14 protein-coding genes are annotated in these 16140 nt (G+C 44.1%); all 14 read right to left on the bottom strand.

Going from position 1 to position 16140, the window contains the following annotated elements; translation table 11 throughout:
* Positions 1–36: 36 nt before the first annotated feature.
* Positions 37–891 (bottom strand): bifunctional methylenetetrahydrofolate dehydrogenase/methenyltetrahydrofolate cyclohydrolase FolD, encoded by an 855-nt coding sequence (gene folD / locus KQH97_RS04705; RefSeq protein WP_216553014.1) that lies wholly within the window; start codon positions 889–891, stop codon positions 37–39.
* Positions 892–2142 carry a prolipoprotein diacylglyceryl transferase gene (lgt, locus tag KQH97_RS04700; protein WP_117897442.1) on the bottom strand — a complete coding sequence of 417 codons (1251 nt, stop codon included), beginning with the start codon at positions 2140–2142 and terminating at the stop codon, positions 892–894. It lies immediately after the preceding gene.
* Between the two features lie 41 nt (positions 2143–2183).
* Positions 2184–3458: a pitrilysin family protein gene (locus tag KQH97_RS04695; protein ID WP_117938603.1), complete on the bottom strand. Its 1275-nt coding sequence runs from the start codon at positions 3456–3458 to the stop codon at positions 2184–2186.
* A complete protein-coding gene (locus KQH97_RS04690; protein ID WP_216553013.1) occupies positions 3451–4737 on the bottom strand; it encodes a pitrilysin family protein in 1287 nt (428 codons plus the stop codon). Before KQH97_RS04690 ends, KQH97_RS04695 begins: the two co-directional genes overlap by 8 nt.
* A gap of 119 nt (positions 4738–4856) precedes the next feature.
* On the bottom strand, positions 4857–5024 hold the full coding sequence (locus KQH97_RS04685) for a hypothetical protein (RefSeq protein WP_022286737.1): 168 nt from the start codon (positions 5022–5024) through the stop codon (positions 4857–4859).
* A gap of 2 nt (positions 5025–5026) precedes the next feature.
* Positions 5027–8497 carry a DNA polymerase III subunit alpha gene (locus tag KQH97_RS04680; RefSeq protein ID WP_216553010.1) on the bottom strand — a complete coding sequence of 1157 codons (3471 nt, stop codon included), beginning with the start codon at positions 8495–8497 and terminating at the stop codon, positions 5027–5029.
* 2 nt (positions 8498–8499) lie between these two features.
* On the bottom strand, positions 8500–9441 hold the full coding sequence (gene whiA, locus KQH97_RS04675; protein ID WP_242993774.1) for a DNA-binding protein WhiA: 942 nt from the start codon (positions 9439–9441) through the stop codon (positions 8500–8502).
* Between the two features lie 13 nt (positions 9442–9454).
* Entirely contained in the window at positions 9455–10312 is an 858-nt protein-coding gene (gene rapZ, locus KQH97_RS04670) for an RNase adapter RapZ (protein ID WP_216553135.1), read from the bottom strand.
* Between the two features lie 61 nt (positions 10313–10373).
* Positions 10374–11288, bottom strand: a complete 915-nt coding sequence (murB, locus tag KQH97_RS04665; protein WP_216553008.1) for a UDP-N-acetylmuramate dehydrogenase — start codon at positions 11286–11288, stop codon at positions 10374–10376.
* 45 nt (positions 11289–11333) lie between these two features.
* Positions 11334–12056: a phosphatase gene (locus KQH97_RS04660; protein WP_216553006.1), complete on the bottom strand. Its 723-nt coding sequence runs from the start codon at positions 12054–12056 to the stop codon at positions 11334–11336.
* Between the two features lie 39 nt (positions 12057–12095).
* Positions 12096–13055: an HPr(Ser) kinase/phosphatase gene (gene hprK, locus KQH97_RS04655; protein ID WP_022286731.1), complete on the bottom strand. Its 960-nt coding sequence runs from the start codon at positions 13053–13055 to the stop codon at positions 12096–12098.
* Between the two features lie 27 nt (positions 13056–13082).
* Positions 13083–14354: a methionine gamma-lyase family protein gene (locus KQH97_RS04650; protein WP_216553004.1), complete on the bottom strand. Its 1272-nt coding sequence runs from the start codon at positions 14352–14354 to the stop codon at positions 13083–13085.
* Positions 14347–15123, bottom strand: coding sequence for a hypothetical protein (locus KQH97_RS04645; protein WP_216553002.1), 777 nt, complete (start codon positions 15121–15123; stop codon positions 14347–14349). Before KQH97_RS04645 ends, KQH97_RS04650 begins: the two co-directional genes overlap by 8 nt.
* On the bottom strand, positions 15120–16139 hold the full coding sequence (locus KQH97_RS04640) for a M42 family metallopeptidase (RefSeq protein WP_118053967.1): 1020 nt from the start codon (positions 16137–16139) through the stop codon (positions 15120–15122). The genes KQH97_RS04645 and KQH97_RS04640 overlap by 4 nt, the downstream gene beginning before the upstream one ends.
* Position 16140: the final 1 nt, after the last annotated feature.

Here is a 16140-nt window from a genome sequence, read left to right as displayed (position 1 = left end):
GACAAATTGTAAATAGTCTTAACAGAAATTTTACAACTATTCTATGCCGTGATGAGCCTTGCCTGCTGTGAGTGTGTTTCTCATAAGCATTGCAATGGTCATAGGGCCAACTCCGCCCGGAACAGGTGTGATAAATGAAGCCTTATCCTTGCAGTCTTCAAAATCAACGTCACCGCAAAGCTTGCCGTTTTCATCACGATCCATACCAACGTCGATAACTACTGCGCCCTCCTTGATATAATCAGCGGTTATCATCTTTGGTCTGCCAACAGCCGCAACCAGGATATCTGCTCTTGAGCAGACCTCTTTGAGGTTCTTTGTCTTTGAATGGCAGATAGTAACAGTGCCATTATTGTGCAGCAACAACATAGTCTGTGGCTTACCAACGATATTGCTTCTGCCAACCACTACGCACTCCTTGCCTGCAATGTCAGTGCCTGTTGACTTGATAAGCTCCATAACGCCGGCAGGTGTGCATGGAAGAAAACTGTAATCGCCTATCATTATTTTACCCACATTTACAGGGTGGAAAGCGTCAACGTCCTTGTCAGGTCTGATGTTATTTATTATCACCTTATCGTCAAGGTGCTTTGGCAGTGGGAGTTGAACGAGTATTCCGTCCACTCTGTCGTCATCATTGAGCTTTTTGACAAGGTCGAGAAGCTCTTCTTCTGTTGTTTCCGCAGGTAGAGCATACTTGAATGAATTAAAGCCCACAGTTTCGCAAGCCTTTTCCTTGTTTCTTACATAGACCTGTGAAGCAGGGTCATCACCTACGATGACCACTGCAAGACCTATCTCTATGCCCTGCTCTTTAAGCTTCTCAGTTTCAAGTCTTATTTCTTCCTTGACCTTGGCTGATACTGCCTTGCCGTCAATTATCTGTCCCATTTATTCTTCCTCCGTATCCTTTTCATCTGTATCTTTTACTTCGCTGTCCTCGTCGTTATCGTCACCAAGGATAGACTTATACTCTGTCTCGGCTTTGGTGTGTGACTCCTTGTCCTTTTCCTCGGCTTCTTTAAGCTTGTCTTTTTGAGCCTGCTTGCCGAACTTTTCGTCATATTCTTTTTGAAGCTCGATAAAGCTTTCGCCCTTATCCTTAGCCTCTTTTATCTTGTGTTTAAGCTCTTTCTTTTCCTGCTGCATATCATTATAGCTGTTATACTGCTCAAGCTGTGCCTTTGAAAGCTCAGTGTCAACGAACAGTTTATAGTCGCTGTTTCTCTTTGTGATACCTCTGAACACGATTATAAGTACAAGTGAAGCAAGAACACAAGTGCCTGCAACAAGCTGTGATACTCTTATGTTTCCAAGATAGAGCGAATCTGTTCTCAGACCCTCGATGAAAAACCTTCCCAGACCGTACAAGCCTGTGTACATAAGGAATACTTCGCCGTCAAACTTGCGGTGTTTAAGATAGAAATGCAGAATTATAAATCCAATAAGACACCAAATAGATTCATAAAGGAAGCATGGGTGGATAGGGTCAAGAGCCGACACTTTGCCGCCAAGCTCGTCATAATGATTTGAGATATATTCCATTGTGGTGTTGCTTATCATGCCCCAAGGAAGCTTTGTATTCGCACCGAAGGCCTCCTGATTGAAGAAGTTGCCCCAGCGTCCGATACACTGACCGATAAGAAAGCACGGTGCGACCACGTCAAGAAGTGCAGTAAGCTTCAGCTTTCTTATTTTTGCGATTATTCCACCTACAAGTATCGCACCGATAAGTCCGCCGTAGATAGCAAGACCTCCGTCACGAATATCGAAAAACTCTGAGAATTTCATGCCCTCTGTATTAAAGATGATATAATAAAATCTTGCGCCAAAGATAGCTCCAATAAGTCCGCCGATAACGGCATCTGTCGCTCTGTCAGGGTCGATGCCTACGGTCTTCATTCTTCTGAAGCCGTATATCATCGCAAGAAGAATACCGATGGTTATTAAAAAACCATACCAATATATCTTGAAATTCGTGCCTGGCACTGTAAAAAGCACTCTGTCGATATCAATACCCTCTTTGAAGATATTGTCACCCTTTCCGAAATTGGGGAAATAAACTCTGTTTGGAAACTCTCTGAGTTTTTCCCTTATTGCGTCATTTGCCGAAGAGTCGGCAAGAAACTGCAATGCTGTCATAAATTTATCATTCCTTTCACTAAGCCTATGGCTCAAAGTACCTACTTATTATCCACCACGGAGATAGACGACTTTTCAGGGTCGAACATTTCTCTTACGGCGTTTTCGCAATCCTCCACAGTCATTTCTGCAAGAACCTGTGCTTCATAGAAAGCGTCAGAGTTTTCAAAATAGCTTTCTGCAAGATAATCTGCTGCTCTTTCAGGATTATTCATTCCTCTTACTATTTCGCCGTACATAGAACGCTTTATCATATCAAACTGCGACTTGTCAAAGCCCTCTGTCTTTACACGCTCTATCTCAGCTAGATAACGGCGATAAAGCTCTTCGGGGTCATGGGATTCGCCTGAAATTATTGGCGAGAACACGCCACCGCTTGTGAAAACTTCCACGCCGAACTGCGAATTTATCAGTCCGTCATCAAAAAGCTGTTTATAAAGTGGCGAAGACGAGCCTATAAGCAGATGAAGCGCAACTGAAGCTGTTCCAGCCTTTTTGAAAAGTTCTCTGCCCTCATAAGGCTTGCACTTGAAGCCGATATTAAAAAGCGGCAGACCCACAGGGAAGCTCTGAAATATCTTTTTCTGCGCTACATTCTCAGGCTCATCAGGAAGCTTTGTTTCAAGCTCCATATTCTCGCATGGCTTCAACATTTTATCGCATATTTCCATGACCTTATCCTCGTCAACATTTCCTGCAATGGCAAGGACCATGTTGTGAAGATTATAGAAAGTGTAGTAACACTTATAAAGAAGATCAGGGGTTATCTCAGCAATAGTATCAACAGTTCCTGCAATATCTATCTTTATAGGGTGATTTACATACATTGCTCTCAGCAGATTATAAAAGCACTGTCTTTCAGGAGAATCTGCACACATTTTTATTTCCTGACCGATTATTCCCTGCTCCTTAGCTACAGACTGCTCCGTAAAATATGGCTTCTGAACGAAGTCAAGAAGTATTTCAAGAGAATCCTCCCAGTTTTCCGAGCAACTGAACGTATATGCCGTTTCATCAAAAGACGTGAAAGCATTTGCGTTGGCACCTGTTTTTGCATATAAGTCAAAAACATCTGTGTCCTCGTTTTCAAAAAGCTTATGCTCAAGAAAATGGGCTATGCCCTCAGGCACAGTGATGAAATCTTTGCTGTCCTTGGTCTTGAAACAGTTGTAAATTGAGCCGTACTTTGTGGCAAATATGGCTTCTGTAGTTGTGAAGCCCTCCATTTTCCACACAAGCACGTCAAGTCCTGACGGGTGATGAAAAACGCTGTAGCTCTCGCCCAGTCGCTCGCTCTTTACGATCTCCTTATTCATCACAGTCCTCCTTTTCCTCTCCCCTGATAACGAAAACAGTATCAGGCTTAAAAGTCTTTGCACAGCTTATTATGTCCTCACGGGTAAGCTTTGCTATCCGCTCGTTTATCTCCTCAGGGGTGAAAGCTGTGTTTCGTGTGTTCTGTGCTGCATACCAACCCATGATATCATATATGCTGTCATAGTTCGACTTGAAGCCGCCGCAAAGAGATTTCTTTGTGTTTTCAAGCTCCTCATCTGTAAAGTCACCATTACATATGGCTTCGAGCTGTTCTTCGATAGCTTTTTTTGCCTTTTCTATGTTACAGCTTTCAACGCCACTATCGATAAAAAGCGTGCCCTTTCTGTCGACATATGCAGAGGAACAATAATAGCAAAGGCTGAGCTTTTCTCTCACATTCGCAAAAAGCTTTGAAAAAGGCGTTGCTCCGAGAAGCATACAGAAAAGCTTTGCGGTGTAGATATCCTCATAATCAGACTTGAATGCCATGACCATTTTGCTTTGGCTTACCTGCATTTTAAGCTCTCTATAAACAGGCTCTGCCTTTGCAGGTGAATTGTGTCTGTAGTCTATCTTCTCCACAGGCGAAACTCTTTCGAGGGCAGCCATTTCATCTCTTATAAGATTTTCAGCCGCAACAGTGTTTCCACCGCCTGATATGGTTATCTCTATCTTTGCACTTTCAAGAAGCTTTTTATGCTGTCTTAACAAATCCTCCTGAGTTATTTTCTCCGCAAGCTCCACAGTTCCGATTGCAGACACAGCCGCAGGCTCGCCTTCAAAGATAAGCTTTTTAGCCTGCAAAAGTGCATAGCCACGCTTGTCATTGACAGTGGCAACAATAGCGTCGATAAGCTCCTGCTTTCTCAAAGTAAAATACTTCTCACAGAACTTTCCGTCAACAAGGTGCGGTCTGAGCAGACAGTTCAAAAGCTGTCTTACCACCTGAACGGATATTACCTCGCCGTCTATAGTATAATCGTCGCCGATAAAGCTCGCAGACAGACCGACAGACTGATAATCGCCTATGGTACCACAGTTGGTGCCGATACTTGAGCCGTAAAGCCCTGTGAGTGTAGATGTAAGCTTTGTTCGTGAAGGTATCTCCGCATTTGATGTCACAAGCACTGTTTGAAGCATTGCATTTACGCAGGCTGTTTTTTCGTCCAGCGGTGATATAAATGCTATCTTCACGCAGTTTGACTTGAATTTCTTGTCATATATTCTTGTAAGAGATATCCCTCTGCCGAGTTCTTCCCTACTATAAGATACAGCCATTTGATTACTCCTTCAAGCGTTTTCACGCTAAAATTTTTTCGTGATAACACGATAATAATATAGTATATCACATTCCTGTGCAGATTTCCATACTTTTCACAAGAATTTCATAAATACACTTATTCTATTACCGTATAAATGAAATTTTCCCAGTGAAGCATTGTTCCCTCGTCTGTTTCGTCAGGCAAAAGCGCTCTTGCCATAAGAAGATCTTCACCTGTGTCCACATTGAGAAGATGTGCATAATCGCCGTCAATTTTTGTTACCTTATATGTTCTTGGCTCCATTTTTATTCTCCTTTTCTGTCCATAAATACCACATTTTCAGCGCCCAGTCTGTTTTCTAGTTCGACAAGCAGTTCAGGACACATTTTCACAGCATGAACAGACTTTATGCCTGTCATTTTGCGTATATCGCTGAAAAATACCGCAAACTTTGAACCAGTCTGTGCTCTATATTTCTCGGCTATAGTTCTAACAGCCTTTATGCCCTCTGCATCTCTTGAAACAAGCCTTACGCAAATATCCCTTTGAAGCTGTAATGAGCAAAATCTATCGACAGGCTCGAGCATATCCGCAAGTATCTTAGGTTCTTCTTCCTCTTTGCATGATATCTTGCCTTTGACGTGTAGAAGCGCTCTGTCTTTTATAAGGCCTCCCATAGTTTGAAAAACTGACGGAAAAACCACTATCTCTAATGTTCCGAACTTGTCTTCAAGCTCCACAAAACACATCATATCGCCTTTTTTGGTCTTTAGCATTTTTCTGCCCCTGACCATTCCTGCATAGTCTACTTCCGCCCCATCAGCGAAACGTTTATCAGCCATTCCGCCCTCGTCTGTACAGGCTTTTATGAGCTGTGCAGAGGTGACGCACCTTGTGGCTGAAATCACACACTCAAAGCGGTCTATAGGGTGGGCTGATATATACATACCAAGAGCTTCATGCTCAAATTCAAGAAGCTGCTGTTCGTCAAACTCGCCGCAGCGTTCTATCTTCTTTTCCATTGGCAAAGCAGCACCCATGCCAAACAAGTCAAGTTGACCCTCAATCACACTTCCGTCTGACCGAGTTACGCTTTTCATTATGTCCTCGCAGGCATTGAGATGTTCACGTCTGGTGTATCCAAAACCGTCAAAAGCCCCACTCTTTATAAGTGCTTCCACTGTTCTCAGGTGGATATCTCTGCCCGAAACTCGTGTACAAAAGTCTTGAAGCGAACGAAACGCTCCACCTAATTTACGCTCAGAAACTATCCTGTCGATAGCCCCCTCGCCAAGCGACTTAACCGCAAGAAGCGCAAAACGTATTCCCTCAGGCTCTGCCACAAAGCCACTTTCGCTCTTATTTATATCCAGCGGCAAAATTTTAACGCCGCTTTTGCCAACATCTGCGATATATCCGTAAAGCTTATCGGTGCTGTCAAGAAGCGTGATAGTCATAAGTGCTGCCATGTATTCTTTATAGAAATGACATTTTAAATACGCTGTCTGATATGCGATAGTTGCATAAGCCGCCGCATGGGATTTGTTAAAGGCATAGCTTGCAAAAGAGGTCATTTCGTCAAATATCTCATTGGCTACATTAGCTGGCACACCGTTTGCCACTGCACCACAGCACTGCCCTTTCTCACCGTAGATAAATGCTTTTCGCTCGTTTTCCAAAACAGCCGCTTTCTTTTTAGCCATTGCACGCCTTACGATATCGGCTCTGCCGTATGAATATCCTGCGAGCGTGCGGAATATCTGCATTACCTGCTCCTGATAAACTATACAGCCGTATGTCACTTCAAGTATGCCTTTGAGCAATGGGTGCTTATACACTATCCTGTCAGGTTCATGGCGGTTTCGGATATATGTTGGAATCGAGTCCATAGGTCCTGGGCGGTAAAGAGAGATAACAGCAATGAGATCCTCTAATCTTTCAGGGCGAAGCTTCATGACAGTCGCCGTCATTCCTGCACTTTCAAACTGGAAAACGCCCTCCGTTTTGCCCTGTGACAGCATTTCATATACCTTCTTGTCATCAAGAGGTATCTTCTCCAAGTCAAAATCAGGGTGAGTTTCTATCACCTGCTTTCGGCAGTGGTCTATAATGGTAAGGTTGCGGAGTCCGAGAAAATCAATTTTAAGAAGTCCCAATCGTTCAAGCACTGTCATTGTATACTGTGTGGAAACTTGTCCGTCACGAGAATAGAGAGGAACGTAAAAGTCAACCGGCTCTTTTGTGATAACAACGCCTGCTGCGTGGGTAGATACATTTCGTGGCATACCCTCGACGCTCATGGCAATATCAAGAAGTTGTCGTATCTTCATATCTGTCTTATAAAGGGAACTAAGCTCAGGTATATTCTCTATGGAATATTTAAGTGGCTGACCTCTCGGTATTTTCTTTGCAAGCATATCTCCTGTCTGATAAGGCAGACCCATTGCTCTTGCCACATCTCTCACTGCCTGCTTTGCCGCAAGCGTGCCAAAGGTCGCAATCTGCGCCACATGGTCAGAGCCGTATTTTTCCACAACGTAATCAATAACACGCTGTCTGCCCTCCATGCAGAAATCTATATCGAAGTCAGGCATAGAAACTCTTTCAGGATTGAGAAAGCGTTCAAAAAGCAGGTCATATTTCAGCGGGTCTATACCCGTTATGCCTATGCAATAAGCGCAAAGGCTTCCTGCACCTGAACCACGTCCGCAGCCAACAGGTATACCGTGGGTCTTTGCATAGTGAACAAAATCCCATACTATAAGATAATAGTCAGTATATCCCATTCTCGTTATAACGTCAAGCTCATAGTCAACACGTTTCAAAGCCTCTTTTGTAGGATTTTCATAACGTTTATAAAGCCCTTTCATGCACATATCACGAAGAAACTTTTCGTTATCTGAAACACCGTCTATATGGAAATACGGAAGCTTTGTTTTGCCAAACTCAAAGCTTACATTACATCTGTCAGCTATCTTTACTGTATTCTCCAGCGACTCAGGCTGAGAGGGAAAAAGCTCCGCCATTTCTTCTGCTGACTTTACATAAAACTCGTTTGTCGGAAATTCAAGCCTGCTTGGGTCGTCTAGCGTCGTGCCTGTTGAGATACACATTAGCACACGTTGCGCATTAGCGTCTGAACGTCTGAGATAGTGTGCGTCATTGGTGCAAACCATCGGTATTCCTGTTTCTCGTGAAAGCTTTATAAGCATAGGCAATATTCTCTGCTGGTCTGCAAACTTATGATTTTGAAGCTCTATAAAGTAATTATCCCTGCCAAATATATCACGATATTTAAGAGCGGTCTGCTTCGCACCCTCATAATCGCCATTGGTAAGCTTTCTTGGTATTTCACCCGCAAGACAAGCCGACAGACAGATAAGCCCATTATGATATTTTTCAAGCAATTCAACATCTACTCTCGGTTTGCTGTAAAAGCCCTCTGTATATGCCGACGACACAAGCTTTATAAGATTTTGATAACCCTCGTTGTTTTCGCACAGAAGCACAAGGTGGTAAGGCGAACTGTCTATTTTCGCTAGCTTGTCAAATCGTGTTCTTGGTGCAACATACACCTCACAGCCTATTATAGGCTTTATGCCCTGAGCAAGACATTCGTTGTAAAATTCCACTGCCGCAAACATATTTCCATGGTCTGTGACCGCAACGGCTTTCTGTCCAAGCTCCTTTACACGCAAAACAAGCTCCTTGATACGGCAGGCGCCGTCAAGGAGCGAATATTCACTATGAAGATGTAGATGTACAAACTCAGGCATTTTTATTCCTCTTTCAGTGCAAGACCTTTTTCAACTCTTATCCTGTCAGCTATCTCTGCTATCTTCTGCAATCTGTGGTTTGCCCCCGAACGTGAGATAGGAGGATCTATGGCTGCACCAAGATCTTTAAGATTGAAGTCAGGATTATTATATCTAAGCTCAGCTATCTCCTGCAAATTATCAGGGAGAGAATAAAGCCCCACTGTCTCGTCTATAAGCTCGATATCGCTTATCTGCTTTTCCGCTGCTTTCAGCGACTTCTCTATATTGGCGTTATCGCAGTTCACCGCTCGGTTTATCTTGTTGCGCATATCTTTCATCATTTTTACGTTCATAAGTTCAAGCGAACACATAGGCGCACCCATAAGAGTAAGCATATCTATGATATTCTCAGACTCTTTTATGTAAACTATCTGTGCGTTCTTACGTTCAACGTGCTTTGGAGTGATATCGTAATTATCTATAAGCAGCATACCAAAATCATTGCAAAGCTCCAGCGTTGGCATAACGAACTCCATATGATATTTTTTCTCAGGATTGTTCACCGAACCGCAGGCAAGAAATATACCTGCCACGAGCTGTGGATAAAACTTCTCTTTAGGCAGGTCAGCTTCTTCCAAACGCCTGCTCTTATCCATTCTGAAATAGTCAAGAAGTGTGAGCCTGTCCTCACGCTCAGGAATATCCAAAGCATAAAGCACAACGCCGTTTCGCTTTTTCTGCTCTGTGACTAACACTGCGTTTTCATTACCGGTTATCCTGCCGGTGTTCAACACGAAAAAGTCTGCTACCGCTTTGTTTTCAGTGAGAAAAGATATCTCATCATCTGACAGGCAGTTACAGTACGTGAGCATACCCATCATGCACACGTCAGCCTTTGGCTTTGAATTTATCTTGCTGATTATTTCTTCTTTTGCTCTGTATGAAAAGGATACGTCCTCCAACTTTCAAACCGCCTTACTGATTATTTATATCTCTGTGTGTTATTCTTATCCTGTGACCTTGCTTTCTCAGATGCTCCGCAACTGCTTCTGCAAAGGTAACGCTCCTATGCTTTCCGCCCGTACAGCCGAACGCTATAACAAGCTGTGACTTGCCCTCTTTTTCGTAAAGAGGTATGAGATAGTCGATAAGATCTGTTAGCTTGCCTAGAAGCACTTTGGCTTCGTCAAAGCTCAAAACATAATCATAAACGTCCTTGTCAAGACCTGTTTTGTTCTTAAGCTCAGGTACATAAAACGGGTTAGGCAGACACCTTACGTCAAAAACAAGGTCGCCCTCGCTCATTGCACCGAACTTGAACCCGAACGACTGAACGTCAATATGCATAAACTCGTCGTTTCCAAGGAATATGGAATAAAGCCTTTCCTTAAATTGAGCTGTTGAGCTTCTGGACGTGTCTATATAAAAATCAGCCTGTGCTTTTATAGGTCTTAATATCTCACGCTCAGTTTCAATAGCTTTTCTTATGTTTCCATATGACACCTCGTCAAGAGGGTGCTTTCTTCTTGTTTCCTTGTATCTTCTCACGATAACGTCATCTGAACTGTCAAGGAAAAGTATTTTAAGACTCACGCCCTCGCCCTGAAGCTGCTTTACTGTGTCTTGAAGCTTCAGAAAAAGGTCGCCGCCTCTTATATCAACAACAAACGCTACCTTGTCTATTTTTCCGTCAGACTGACTGCATATGTTTGCAAACTTTGGGATAAGCTCAGGCGGCATATTATCAACGCAGTAATATCCCATATCTTCAAGCACATTCACGGCACTTGATTTTCCCGATCCTGACATACCAGTAATTATCACAAACTGCATAACGTTCATTCCTTTCTTACAAAGCTGAAAAAAAATCATCACTTATTGATCCCTATTTAAATTATTCCTTGTAAGGTATTATCTTTACCTCACATTCAAGAAGATAGCCTGTCTGCTCTTTGACAATGTGCTGAACGTGTCTTATCACCGACATAATATCCTCAGTTGTTGCACCACCCTTGTTCACCACAAAACCGCAGTGCTTTTCAGACACCTGTGCTCCTCCCACTGTGTATCCCCTCAGACCACAGTCCTCAATGAGCTTTCCTGCAAACTGTCCCTCAGGTCTTTTAAAGGTCGAGCCTGCACTTGGATATTCAAGTGGCTGTTTTGAACGGCGTCTGCCCATAAGCTCCACCATTTTGTCCTGAATATCGTCATACGCTCCTGCCTCAAGTCTGAACACTCCTGAGGTTATGACTTCGCCGTTTTTCTGATAACAACTGCTTCGATAGCTGAGAGCCATTTTATTTGCCTCTGTAGTATGTACAGTACCGTCTGCCCTCACGGAGTTCGCAGAGGTTATAACGTTTTTGATCTCACCGTCATAAGCACCTGCGTTCATATATATAGCACCGCCCACAGTTCCCGGTATGCCATATGCAAACTCAAGTCCTGTGAGGTTATGCTCAAGAGCGAATCTGCACAGCTTTATAAGGCTGCACCCAGCCTCGGCGTATATGGTGTTTTCGTTCATCATTTTTATCTCGTCCACTGACTGACCCATGAGGAACACCACGCCCTCAAAGCCTCTGTCATCAAAGAGAAGATTTGAGCCATTTCCAACAACAATATATCTTACGTTCCATTCGTGTGCGGCTCTAACAAGTTTTGCAAGGCTTTCCTCTGAGCTTATATCCACCATTGCAGTGCACGCTCCGCCTGTGCGGAATGTGGTATGCTTTGAAAGCGGCTCGTTGTAGACAACATTACATTCAAGCTCTGAGGCAAGATCAAGCAGCTTTTGTGTATTCATATATATCTGTAAAACGCCCTTGTGAGGGCTTCTCCTTTCATCGTTTTAAATATCGAGGTTTGGTCTTTTCGTAAGAACATATTCCCTTATCTTTTCCCAATCACTGTTCATGATAAGCTTCTCAGGAAAATCAAGTTCCTCCGCTATCTTTGCCACTTTCGGTGTTTGACCGATAAGCTGACAGAAATGGCAGTCTGAATCAAAGACCACAGGCACTTCATACTTTTTGCAAAGCTTCAAAAGCTCCACTACGTTTCTTCTGGGCGACCTTTTGCACGCAAATGAGCTTTCGTTTATCTCCACAAGCTTGCCGTACTCCTTGAACGCCTTTACGCCCTTTTCATAATCGAACATAAAAGGTGCGGTGGTGCAGTGACCTATGACATCCACCTGAGGGTTCTGTGCGACTTTCAGCCAGCTTTTAGTGTGGTTCTCAGGTGTCGAGGGAGTATAGCAGGCACTGTGCATAGACGCCACCACCCATTCAAGTCCTGAAAGCAGCTTTTCGTCAGTATCAAGCTCGCCGTCATCGCTCACAACGTTAGCCTCTATGCCTCTGAGGACGGTTATCCCGTTTATCTTTCTCGGCAGTATGCCAAGGTTCACAAAGTGCCAGATATGTGGCGAGTCAGGCATTTTCATGGCATGGTCTGTCATTGCTATGCCTTTCATTCCGTATTTTGCCGCCCACTGGCAGTTCTCTGTTATGGTGGAGTAAGCATGAGTTGAAGCTATAGTGTGCGTGTGCATATCTCCCTGTAAGTGCATTATGATCTATCTCCTATTTAAAAAAGTATATGCGTGTTTTTAGAAATTATCCCAGTTCTTGACCTTGTCTTTCTTGTCCATTTGCAGACCAAGATTCTGCAAAAGTTCAGCGGCAGCGTTATAACCCATTTTCTTCTGACGGTTGTTCATAGCCGCAACTTCAAGGATAACAGCAAGGTTTCTGCCCGGCTTTATAGGAATGGTAAGGCTCGGTATCTTGATTCCGAGAATAGTTGTATACTCGTTGTCTACGCCCATTCTGTCGTATATCTTTGTGCTGTCCCAAGGCTCAAGTTCTACGATAAGGTCTATCTTCTCGCTGACCTTTACAGCACCCATACCGAACAGACGTCTTGTGTTGATGATACCGATACCTCTCAGTTCGAGGAAGTGACGGATATTATCAGGTGAAGAGCCGACAAGCGTTCTGTTTGATGTCTTTCTTATCTCAACGGCATCGTCAGCCACAAGTCTGTGACCTCTCTTTACAAGCTCGATAGCTGTTTCGCTCTTACCAACGCCGCTCTCTCCCACGATAAGGATACCCTCGCCGTATACTTCGATAAGAACGCCGTGGCGTGTTATTCTCGGAGCAAGTTCAACGTTCAAATAGCCGATAAGTGCGGCGATAAAAGCTGTTGTGCTGTCCTGAGTTCTTGCGATAGGCACGCCGTATTTCTTGGCTATCTCTACCATTTCAGGGTAAAGCTCATGACCTCTTGCCACGATAAAAAGTGGTATCTTTGTAGCAAAAAGAGCGTCTATCCTCTCATATCTTGTTTTCTCGTCAAGTGAAGCAAGATAAGCAAACTCCATATTTCCGCATATCTGAACACGCTCTGCATTGAAATACTCATAAAATCCCATAAGCTGAAGTCCAGGTCTGTTACAATCATTCTCGGTAACAACAAGGCTGCTGATGTTCTCAGGAGCATAGATTATCTCCATATTAAGCTGTTTGATTATCTCCTCGACAGTAACGCTGAATATCTCTGCCATTGAATATCATTCCTTTCAAGTCAAATCTTATATTCTAAGTAAACCTTTGTTATACATCTCCTGTGCGGCAAGCATAACGCCTGCTTTGCCTGTTGGGTATGTGATACCGCCCTGAAGCCATGCGGCAAACGGCGGTCTTATAGGTGCGTCTGCTGAAAGCTCTATGGACGCACCCATTGTGAATGCTCCTGCCGCCATTATAACCTTGCTGTCATAACCCGGCATATCCCATGCCTCAGGGGTAACATAGCTGTCAACCGGCGAGCCTTTCTGTATTCCCTGACAGAAAGCCACAAGGTTTTCCTCGTTTTCAAGAAGAATAGATGCGATTATATCCGTTCTTGTTTCGCCGCTTTCAGGGAGAGTCTTGTAGCCAAGTTTTTCAAAGAAACGGCAGGCGAAAACTGATGTTTTAAGAGCAGAAGCGACCACCTGCGGTGCTAAGAAAAAGCCAAGAAGCATTTCTCTGTTCTGGTTAAGTGAACAACCAACTTCCTTGCCCATGCCAACGCAGGTGAGCCTGTCGGCACACTTTTCCACAAGGTCTGCTCTGCCGCAGATATATCCGCCTGTGGAGGCTATTCCACCGCCCGGATTTTTGATAAGCGAGCCTATTATAATATCTGCACCAACGCTTAGCGGCTCTTTTCTTTCAACAAACTCACCGTAGCAGTTATCCACCATGACGATTATATCAGGATTAGCTTTCTTCGCAGTTTCTGCTATCTTTCCGATTATCTCCACTGTCAGTGACGGTCTGAGAGAATAGCCTCTTGAACGCTGGATATACGCTATCTTTGCACCAACGGCTTTCTTTGCTATCTCATCATAGTCAGGGTACATCTCATCCACCAAGTCTACCTGCTCATACTTTACACCGAAATCAATAAGTGAGCCGCTGCCCTTTTCACCTCTTATACCGATTATCTCCTCAAGAGTATCATATGGCTTTCCAGTGCAGGCAAGCATTGTGTCTCCGCTTCTAAGCACGCCGAAAAGTGCGGTAGACAGTGCGTGAGTACCGTTCACAAAGGTGTGTCTTACCAAAGCGTCCTCACCGCCAAGCGCCTGAGCGAACACCTTGTCTATAGTATCTCTGCCCATGTCGCCGTATCCGTAACCTGTTGTGCCTTTAAGACAGCCCTCGCTCACACGATTGTCGATAAAAGCTTTCAGCACTTTCTGTCCGTTATACTCGGCATTGCTGTCTATTTTCTCAAACATCTCCCTGCACTCATTCTCTGCCTCGGAGGCAAGAGATAAAAGCTTTGGGTCTATATCAAATATACATTCATTCATTTTCAATTCTCTCCAATACAAGATCTATTCCGCAGGCTTTAAAGCCTATCTCCTCATAATAACTCACTCTATGGGGTCTTGCAAACAATCTCACCTGAAAGCCGTCCTGTGTGAGCTTTTCACCTATCCAATACAAAAGCTGTCTTGCATGGAACTTTCCACGCTCCTCAGGTATCGTTCCAACGTGTCCCACAAGTGCCACTCCATCTATGATATACTGTATGGTGGCAGTGGTGTAATCACCCAGCAGGAACGACTGTGAAAGTCCTCTCCTTACTCTGTGGGAAGTATCCGTAAGCCACAGCTCATAGGAATTTTTTATTGCAGGGAAACACGGTGCGAGTATCCTGAAAACATCATCGAGTTTTGGAAGCTCGTTCACGTCAAGGGGCGGGATATCGTTCTTTGCAACAAAACTGAACTCCGTCCGCTTGTCGCCTTTATACTCCGTCTTAGTAAGCTCTGCAAGCTTGTCTGAATACTCCGCCTCGAACTCCACGGCGGCAGGCTTATTCATAAGAATGAACCCTGCAAGCTCGCCCAATACCTTATCGTCGAATTTCTTATCCTTGAAAGTCGATATCATCATAGAGGCGTTGAATACTGATATGATACCAAGCTTTTCTCCATTTTCCTCAACGGCATAGAAATGCAGAAAATCATACCCTGTGCCGTATGCCGCAAAGTGCGACTTTATACGCCTTGTATAATTGTTAGGTTTAAGACCGCTCAGCAGTTCTGAGCTGATCTCTTTGGTTTCATAGATCATTTGTTATAAGTCCTATCCAAGATCAATTTTGTAAGAACATAAGCGTTCTCAAAGTCCGCCTTATTTATCACGCAGCTTGGAGAATGAAGATATCTGCAAGGGAGCGACACTGCGGCTGTCTTTACGCCGCCACGGGAAACGTGTATCGCACCTGCATCATTTCCTCCTGCCACCATTGTTTTGGTCTGGCATGGTATGCCGTTCTCCTCTGCCGCATAAAATGCAAGCTCAAAAAGCTCACGGTCATACATTGTGTGTCTGTCCATATATGAAACAACAGGACCTTTTCCAAGCTCACATACCCTTTTCTCTCCAGAAGCCGATGGAATATCCGCCGCAGTTGTGGATTCAAGCACCACCGCATAATCAGGCGCAACAGTAAACGCCGCACAGGTCGAGCCTCGCAGACCTATCTCTTCCTGCACCACGAAGGTGAAATATGTGTCATACTCCACGCCCTCTTCTATCATTCTGAGCATTATTGCACAGCCTGCTCTGTCGTCTATAGCCTTGCACTTCACGAAGCCCTCGCCGAACTCTACAAAATCGGAAACAAATCTCACACTGTCCCCAAGGCGCACAAGCTTTAAGGCTTCCTCACGGCTGTCAACACCTATATCTATGGTAAGCTTATCAAAAGGCACAGACTTTTTTCTCTCCTCGGCTGTGAGGTTATGGATAGCCTTTCCGCCCACAACGCCAAGGACGTTATTCCTACCGATTTTGACACGTCTGCCGAAAACAACTCTTGGATCAACACCGCCAACTGATGACACTTTCAGCGTGCCGTCAGAATTCACATAGGTGACTATCATGCCAACCTCGTCCATATGAGCAGACACCATTATCTTGTTTTTAGGCGTCTTTTTGCCCTTACAGAAAGCTATGACATTGCCAAGGTTATCCACCCTTATTTCAGCTTTATCGCCTATTTTATCTATTATATATTCTCTTACCGCTCCCTCGTCGCCTGAAATGCCGTCAAGGAGGCAGAGGTCTTTCAGTTTATCCAACATA

Source organism: Ruminococcus sp. MSJ-25, from assembly GCF_018917825.1.
Taxonomy (GTDB): Bacteria; Bacillota; Clostridia; order Oscillospirales; family Ruminococcaceae; genus Hominimerdicola; species Hominimerdicola aceti.
The sequence above is the reverse complement of the archived record's forward strand: the minus strand, read 5'-3'. Positions and strand labels throughout refer to the sequence as shown.

Coding starts and splice junctions, on each gene's coding strand:
- folD (WP_216553014.1), bottom strand. CDS start 891: ATGGGACAGATAATTGACGGCAAGGCAGTATCAGCCAAGGTCAAGGAA.
- lgt (WP_117897442.1), bottom strand. CDS start 2,142: ATGACAGCATTGCAGTTTCTTGCCGACTCTTCGGCAAATGACGCAATA.
- KQH97_RS04695 (WP_117938603.1), bottom strand. CDS start 3,458: ATGAATAAGGAGATCGTAAAGAGCGAGCGACTGGGCGAGAGCTACAGC.
- KQH97_RS04690 (WP_216553013.1), bottom strand. CDS start 4,737: ATGGCTGTATCTTATAGTAGGGAAGAACTCGGCAGAGGGATATCTCTT.
- KQH97_RS04685 (WP_022286737.1), bottom strand. CDS start 5,024: ATGGAGCCAAGAACATATAAGGTAACAAAAATTGACGGCGATTATGCA.
- KQH97_RS04680 (WP_216553010.1), bottom strand. CDS start 8,497: ATGCCTGAGTTTGTACATCTACATCTTCATAGTGAATATTCGCTCCTT.
- rapZ (WP_216553135.1), bottom strand. CDS start 10,312: ATGCAGTTTGTGATAATTACTGGTATGTCAGGATCGGGAAAATCAAGT.
- murB (WP_216553008.1), bottom strand. CDS start 11,288: ATGAATACACAAAAGCTGCTTGATCTTGCCTCAGAGCTTGAATGTAAT.
- KQH97_RS04660 (WP_216553006.1), bottom strand. CDS start 12,056: ATGCACTTACAGGGAGATATGCACACGCACACTATAGCTTCAACTCAT.
- hprK (WP_022286731.1), bottom strand. CDS start 13,055: ATGGCAGAGATATTCAGCGTTACTGTCGAGGAGATAATCAAACAGCTT.
- KQH97_RS04650 (WP_216553004.1), bottom strand. CDS start 14,354: ATGAATGAATGTATATTTGATATAGACCCAAAGCTTTTATCTCTTGCC.
- KQH97_RS04645 (WP_216553002.1), bottom strand. CDS start 15,123: ATGATCTATGAAACCAAAGAGATCAGCTCAGAACTGCTGAGCGGTCTT.
- KQH97_RS04640 (WP_118053967.1), bottom strand. CDS start 16,139: ATGTTGGATAAACTGAAAGACCTCTGCCTCCTTGACGGCATTTCAGGC.